This is a genomic window from Sphingobacterium rhinopitheci, from assembly GCF_022627575.1.
Lineage (GTDB): Bacteria > Bacteroidota > Bacteroidia > Sphingobacteriales > Sphingobacteriaceae > Sphingobacterium > Sphingobacterium rhinopitheci.
Map to the genome: position 1 here is coordinate 1 of NZ_JADEYQ010000045.1, position 6654 is coordinate 6654.

A 6654-nucleotide genomic window follows, 5' to 3' on the forward strand; every position below is an offset into this window, starting at 1 on the left:
TAGTCAAACTCAATCATTTTTATCATCCCGAGCAGCTCATCGAAGCTTTAACAGAATTTGTAGACAATTATAATAATAAACGTTATCATGAATCACTGAAAAATTTAACACCAGCTGATGTCTATTTCGGTAGAACAGATCAAATTTTAAGAAAAAGAGAACAGATTAAAATGAATTCTATTGAGAATAGAAGGCGATTGTATAATCAACAAAAATTACTAAATTTATAACAACAATCTCTCCTTAAGGAGATAGACCTAAGTGTCCAATTTAGTTTGATGACGTACAAATGTAGCTACAAACTATCGTTTATTGTTACATTTCTTTCCCACCTCGTCCTGCGGAGCAAGGATTTTCCATACGCTACACTACGTTACGCTGAAAATCCTGGAGCAAAATTTCTTCACGCTTCGCTAAAATTTTAGTGCTACACTTGGTTGATGATAGCTAGCTATCATCAGCCAAGTGTAGGTAAAAAACAAATTTTTTAAATGGAAAAAGATACTGTTTTACGTCTTCGCTTAACTGCTGAAGACAAGCAAAAGATACAAGAACGAGCCGAAAGCGAAGGTTTAAAAATAAGTTCCTATGCTCGTAAGATGTTACTTTTTGGAGAGGTTATAAAAATCAGTCTAGAGGAGCAAAAAATATTAAGTGGGGTTGCTAATAATTTGAACCAGTTGACCAGACATTACAACCAAACAGGGGAACGAAAGCCCGAACTTGAAACAGTATTGAAAACCTTAATAGACGAATTACGAAATGCCTATCGCAAACGCTAATACAGGAAACGGATTTAGTAAAGGCGTTAGTTATGCGCTGCAGGAACAAAAGCAGTTGTCCGAGGATCAGCGTGCTGTTGTTTTGGAGTATAATAATGTATTTGGAACAAGCCGAGATATAGGTCGTCAGATGCGTGATATAGCTGATGATCGGGAGCGCGTGCAAAAGCCTGTTTTACACCTTCAAATTAATTTTCATCCTGATGAAAAGTTAGGTAGAGAGAAAGCTAAAAAAGCTGTGCATGCTATTTTACAAGAGGTTGGTATTTCATCGGATAACCATCAATATGTTTTGGTACAGCATCGTGATAAGGCGCATGATCATTATCATGTTGTAGCCAATCGTGTTGGTATGGATGGTAGTTTAGTGAGTAATGAGCGTATTATAGAACGCTTGCAGGTCGCTTGTGATAAAGTGGAGCAGGAACAGGGGTTACGAAGAACGGAGGGTAGGACAGTTTTTTATGATCCTAGCCAAGAGAAAGGGTTTCGATATGCTACAAGTGAAGAAAAGAAAGCACATCGAGCGAAAAATAAAAAAACAAATTTGGATAAAAATCCGAATAAGCGAGAACAACAGGCTGTTATTAAAAATGAAGTCATAAAAGTTCTGCAGGATAAAAAAATAAGTACTGCAGATGCTTTTAAAAAGGCATTGGAAAGTAGGGGTATTGATGTCCGATTTATGGAGAATAAGTACGGTATTTCGGGTATATCGTTTAAGACAGACAAGATAAGTGTTAAAGGCTCTCAAATAGGGGCTAAATGGAATGATATAAGTAAGATATTAGAACATAACAGTAAAACTATTCAAGAAACGAAGCGCATTACTAGGGCAGAGGTAGAAAAGCATTTACGAGAAGATTTACAAATAGCTGTCTCGCGTTGTATGTCTGTAGGCTATGGTGCTAATATTGATCATATCTTGAAACTTCGGGGACTAGAACGTACTCCACAGGGCTATTCTTATCAAGTTAATGATGTTCCTTTATTGATAAGCTCGGATTTAGAAAAGGGGATAAGGGATACCATTTACGAAGTTATGTCTTTGCAAGATCTGTACGAGAAACGTAAAGCTTATGAGGAAAAAATTAGGAGAGCAAAGCCAATGGAAATAAAGAAAGTACCTCTTTTCTTTAGCAAGGAAATAAAGGAGGCTAACGCCAAAGCGGAAGCGTATAATAAGCGGTTAGAACAAGAAAAACAGAAGATTGCGCAAAACCCAGTTAAGGAGCGTACTAAAGTGTGTAAGCAATTGCTTGATAATTATATTGATAAAGCCCTTAAAAGTAAAATTACGATAGATAATCGAGTTCAGACTCAAGAAAAGGAAAGAAACAGACTAGAACAAATGAAGGTTACTAAAGAAGAAAATCAAGAACAAATCCAAAAGCGTGATCGATCTCGAGGTTACAGAAGATAATAAACGGAAATTCCTTTTGGAAAAAATATATTTAATTCAACTTAACTGAATATAAACAAAATGTATATTTGGTTCTTTCTAATTTTAAGCTAAAGCCTTCAACTTTCTTTTTTGAATATTTTAGGAGTGTCAGTAGGCTAAAACTGAACTTGTGTTAAATTATCTATACTACACGCTAAGACTATAAATTGGTTAATAATCAGTAAAAAATATTCAATAATTATTAAATTTATTAAGTGTTTTCGGTAAATTTTCTGTACCGCTCAATCGTCCATATAATCTGGCAATATATAATGTTGGTGATACCAAGGAAAAGGCCTGAAAATTAGATTGGATAAACAGATTTGTCTATCCAATCTAATACAATAATTATTCCACTTCAATATCTAGATAACCTTTTTTATTAATATTAAAAATAATAGGGATCGTTCCTGTATATCCGCGAGGAACTCGTTTACCAGAAAGAATATAAAAACCTAACAAACTAAATTGTGTATCATCATTAAGTTTATCAGGATTAGAATAATGATTAGTCATAATCCTGAAAGAACCTTTTTTATTTAGTTTTATTTGAACTTGCATTTTATAAATAGATTTATCTGGAGTTAAATTTTTAGTTTCGAGTAATCGTTGGCCCGCCTCTTGCACTACATTAAACATTTGTTTTTTGTCATAAAATAAATAATCACTTATAAAAGCATATTCAAATTTATCGAAATCCACCAAGTTTAAATCATTTGGTTTAAGATCTATTTGAAATCTTATAGTATCACCAACATTATATATTGTTTTATTAGGTATAATATCAGCAAAGATTTTTTTATTTTCTAAGCCTGGAAGTGTTTCATATTGCCAATCTTCCTTTTGACATTTAAGGGCTGTTGATATAAAAGTGATTACAACTAAACATAGCATAAGTATACGTTTAGCAAAATTTTTATTAATAACCATAAAGTTCAAATAAGTCTTTAATTTCATTACTTAAGTTTCGATTAGGATATAATTTGATTATTTTATCTTTTAATTTGATTATAGATGTTACCTCTTCAGTTAGAAGTTCGTATATTTCTTTATAAGTAAACCCTGAAACACGATCTATACCGCTTTTCACTACAATTACATAATTAGTACCATTTCTTAGTATTAGGTTATTATTATCATTATCGATTAAATCTCGAAGTAAACCAGAAGGTATCCAAAGAGCCCGAGTGGCGCCAATGTCATTGTTACTAGGAATAGTGCTACTATAATTCGTCCTATAATAAGCTGTCATTCTGATGTCAGCTTTATTATCATTAGTAAATGTAAAACCATCGAATGAACCTGGGAACGTTTTTTGCATTAATTCGTATTCAATGAAATGTGACCAAGCTTCAGCTACACCTACGTATTTTGATGGACTTGGTGAACCATCACCATATGTTCCTTTTGTTTTGTCAAACAAAGCTTGATATTGTACTTGAGCCCAGTATCCATTTGTAAGTCTATCTTTTTTGTGGCTATAGTGTGCTGCTTCATGAAAAATAGTAGAATAGATTTCAGACGTAGTTTTGTGATTAGTTCCTATTATTATATCTGGAAGATTTTTATGTTGTCTTGTTACTGTCGCTATTACATCAAGAAGGGGGCTTAAGGCAAGAATACCTGTTTTTGCAGATAAGCTACCAAAGTTTTCATTATTTTCTGTTGCAATTGCTGGATAGTAATAACTGTAAGAAGTAATACTTTGATTATGGAGTAATGGTGCGCCTCCAACAGTAGAGTTTTTGAATACCCATGTTCTGACATTATCAGGCCTTTTTATTGAATTTTCTTTTGCAAAATCATCATAAATTACATAAGCATTATTGATTGTTGCCTTTACCCACAAATCTCTTTTTGAACCTTCTGTATATTCAATAGTATAATTGAAATCTTTACCTTTACCTAATTGATCACTAACCCAAAAGCCAGCATGTTCGGTCCATCTTTGTGTAGTTTTATTAGTATAGTTTCTATTCCATAATCTTACAGTCGGAATATCTTTGTATCTCCTATTTACATAATATTCTCCATTTTCATTAGTTGTTACTACGTCGCTCCACCACAAAGTTCTTACTTGAATTGCTGCTCTTCTTAACGGGACAGTTCCTCCAAAGCTATTTTGAACAAGTATTCTACCCTTTGGATTATAACGTTTGCTAAAAAGGGCGGCATATTGAATATTAAGATCAAGATCCAGTGTTTCATTAAAAGAAATGTTTTCTAATTCTTCCTCATCATCACTTGGTCTATATATTTTATCTAAAATTTCATATTTAATATTTGGGAACTTATAATCGTAATCTACAATTGCGTATTGCCAAGTATATTGTTCTTTTGGTATACTAGGGTCTTGATAATAATCTAAATCAGCAGAATTTGTGTATCCATATGGAACAGAAGAAAATATTAAAGAACTGTCTGATTCTAAAGTGACCATATCTTCGTATGTTGCTGGCAAAAACCTAACGTATAAATGGGTGGGTTGTATATCTTTTGAATTAGATGATATCTGAATAGCATTAAGCATGTTGCTCATTGAATATGGATTATCTAATTTTTCGCCTAATTCACTTTGATTATTATTTGGAGGTTCAACATTGGTTAAATTATTTTCTTTTTTACAGCCAAAGAATGATAAAGAAAGAATAATTAAAAATAGTAAGTAGTTAGTTTTCATATTTGTTATATTTCTTTCAAAGAAACAAATTTAATAGTTCATGTGCTATATACTTGGTTATATATGTAGAATATTAACTACATAAAAAAAGAATCATCAATATACCGAACTATCCTATTTTCATAAAATTTTATATAGTTGTAAATACGTATTTACAAATCATTATGTCTATAGTTATACTCTAAATCTAATATAATAAACGAATATTTTAAATCATTATCTGATGTTTAGACCGTATTATTTATAACTATCCTATTTTTACAACGATTTTTATATATTCACTCTATGAAATCTATCAAATATATTAGGGTGTCATCTCGTGATCAGAATGTAGATAGACAGCTGTCAGATTTAGAGTATTATATTGATTACTGTAGTGGTAGCATTAAGTTTGAAGATAGACCTTTCGGAAAAAGGATAATACAAGAAGTCGAAAAGGGATTAATTGAAAAGATCCATGTTCATTCTATCGATAGATTAGGAAGAAATACTGTTGATATTTTAACCACCATTGACTTTTTTAATAAAAAAGGTGTTATACTTTATATTGAAAATTTAGGCATATCCAATTTACTTAATGGGAAAGTTAACGAGGTGTTTAATCTTATTATTTCGGTTTTAGCTAATGTGTCTGAGATGGAGCGAAGGACACTTCTCGAACGTCAACAGGAAGGCATACAAAAAGCAATACAAAAGGGAATATATAAAGGTCGTCTAAAAGGGACTAAAGAATCTTCAGAAAAGTTTATATCAAAATACCCGCACGTTGTTAAGCTATTAAAAAAGGGAAATCTATCTCTTCAAGAAATAGCTCTTATTACAAAAGTATCTAAGTCTACCGTGTTTAAAGTTAATAAATATTTACATATCTAAATATTTGCATATAAGAATATTTAGATATGTTTTTTTGTTTTATTAACTGTCTATATTACTTGTTAATGTATTTTTCTTTAATAGCTGTTCTAATAAGATTTCTAACATTAGTTTTTTTATCTAATGCAATTCTTTTTAATTGATATAAATCTTCTTCTTCTATACTAATCAAAAATTTGGTTTCTACGGGCTTGATTACTTTCCCTTTTTTTTCTTGTAATGGACTAGATACGTTATCCTCAGCAATTTTTTTAGCGAAATTTCCTAAACTATTTTTCCCACTCATAATATTTGATTTTTATCTATGATATTTTTGATAAAACTTCTTTTGTTAACTCTATAATTTGATTCTGTGCTTTTGTGTTTTCTTCTATACCATCGTTTATTGCTGAACGTGTGAAAGCAACTAAATCAGAAATAAAAGTATTCGATACACTAACGTTAAATCTTTCTAAAGCCTGATTCATTTCATTTGTTAATGTGGTATTAGGCTTAACCATATTAAATACAATGAGCGTATCTTTTTCCTTCTTTGCATTCTTAACTATTTCAATAGTATCTTCAATAGCCAATAAATCATATAGTCCTGTTTTTGTAGGTATAACTATAACATTAGCTATTCTACATAACATAGGAAGATCAGATATTAAATATGGAGGTGTGTCTATAAAGATAAAGTCATAATCCATATTATTTATATCCTCTAATTTATTTGGAGGATATATTGGTACTGAAGAAGAATTACGAGATTTATATAATGAGCCTTGCAAATCTAAATCTATTATAGCTGTGTTTACAGAATCTTTTAGTATATGTAAATCGTCAGCAAAAAGTGGACAGTTAGTTTAATAATCTTAAGGAGGGTTTTGATTAAA

At 31.2% G+C, this 6654-nt stretch carries 8 protein-coding genes; 4 read left to right on the forward strand and 4 right to left on the reverse strand.

The features are described 5' to 3' along the window. From IP023_RS15575 to IP023_RS15585, 3 genes are all read left to right on the forward strand, one after another. Positions 1-230: IS3 family transposase (locus tag IP023_RS15575; protein ID WP_241791334.1), on the forward strand; the 230-nt coding region annotated here is incomplete at its 5' end. 261 nt (positions 231-491) lie between these two features. After that, positions 492-782 carry a plasmid mobilization protein gene (locus tag IP023_RS15580; protein WP_241791335.1) on the forward strand — a complete coding sequence of 97 codons (291 nt, stop codon included), beginning with the start codon at positions 492-494 and terminating at the stop codon, positions 780-782. Then, positions 763-2205 carry a relaxase/mobilization nuclease domain-containing protein gene (locus tag IP023_RS15585; RefSeq protein WP_241791336.1) on the forward strand — a complete coding sequence of 481 codons (1443 nt, stop codon included), beginning with the start codon at positions 763-765 and terminating at the stop codon, positions 2203-2205. The genes IP023_RS15580 and IP023_RS15585 overlap by 20 nt, the downstream gene beginning before the upstream one ends. 369 nt (positions 2206-2574) lie before the next feature. Here the strand turns inward: IP023_RS15585 and IP023_RS15590 are convergent, their stop codons facing one another. Together IP023_RS15590 and IP023_RS15595 are read right to left on the reverse strand one after the other, a co-directional pair. Further along, the gene (locus IP023_RS15590; RefSeq protein WP_241791337.1) at positions 2575-3183 is read right to left on the reverse strand and encodes a hypothetical protein; all 609 of its coding nucleotides are present in this window, start codon (positions 3181-3183) and stop codon (positions 2575-2577) included. Continuing rightward, complete coding sequence (locus tag IP023_RS15595; RefSeq protein ID WP_241791338.1) at positions 3146-4906, reverse strand: hypothetical protein; 1761 nt, start codon at positions 4904-4906, stop codon at positions 3146-3148. The genes IP023_RS15590 and IP023_RS15595 overlap by 38 nt, the downstream gene beginning before the upstream one ends. Before the next feature lie 285 nt (positions 4907-5191). On the opposite strand from IP023_RS15595, the gene IP023_RS15600 reads away from it, so the two are divergent. Continuing rightward, positions 5192-5779, forward strand: a complete 588-nt coding sequence (locus IP023_RS15600; protein ID WP_241791339.1) for a recombinase family protein — start codon at positions 5192-5194, stop codon at positions 5777-5779. Between the two features lie 55 nt (positions 5780-5834). Here the strand turns inward: IP023_RS15600 and IP023_RS15605 are convergent, their stop codons facing one another. Next, the gene (locus IP023_RS15605) at positions 5835-6065 is read right to left on the reverse strand and encodes a hypothetical protein (protein WP_241791340.1); all 231 of its coding nucleotides are present in this window, start codon (positions 6063-6065) and stop codon (positions 5835-5837) included. Positions 6066-6081: 16 nt separating this feature from the next. After that, entirely contained in the window at positions 6082-6549 is a 468-nt protein-coding gene (locus IP023_RS15610; protein ID WP_241791341.1) for a ParA family protein, read from the reverse strand. Between the last annotated feature and the right edge of the window lie 105 nt (positions 6550-6654).

Coding starts and splice junctions, on each gene's coding strand:
- IP023_RS15580 (WP_241791335.1), top strand. CDS start 492: ATGGAAAAAGATACTGTTTTACGTCTTCGCTTAACTGCTGAAGACAAG.
- IP023_RS15585 (WP_241791336.1), top strand. CDS start 763: ATGCCTATCGCAAACGCTAATACAGGAAACGGATTTAGTAAAGGCGTT.
- IP023_RS15590 (WP_241791337.1), bottom strand. CDS start 3,183: ATGAAATTAAAGACTTATTTGAACTTTATGGTTATTAATAAAAATTTT.
- IP023_RS15595 (WP_241791338.1), bottom strand. CDS start 4,906: ATGAAAACTAACTACTTACTATTTTTAATTATTCTTTCTTTATCATTC.
- IP023_RS15600 (WP_241791339.1), top strand. CDS start 5,192: ATGAAATCTATCAAATATATTAGGGTGTCATCTCGTGATCAGAATGTA.
- IP023_RS15605 (WP_241791340.1), bottom strand. CDS start 6,065: ATGAGTGGGAAAAATAGTTTAGGAAATTTCGCTAAAAAAATTGCTGAG.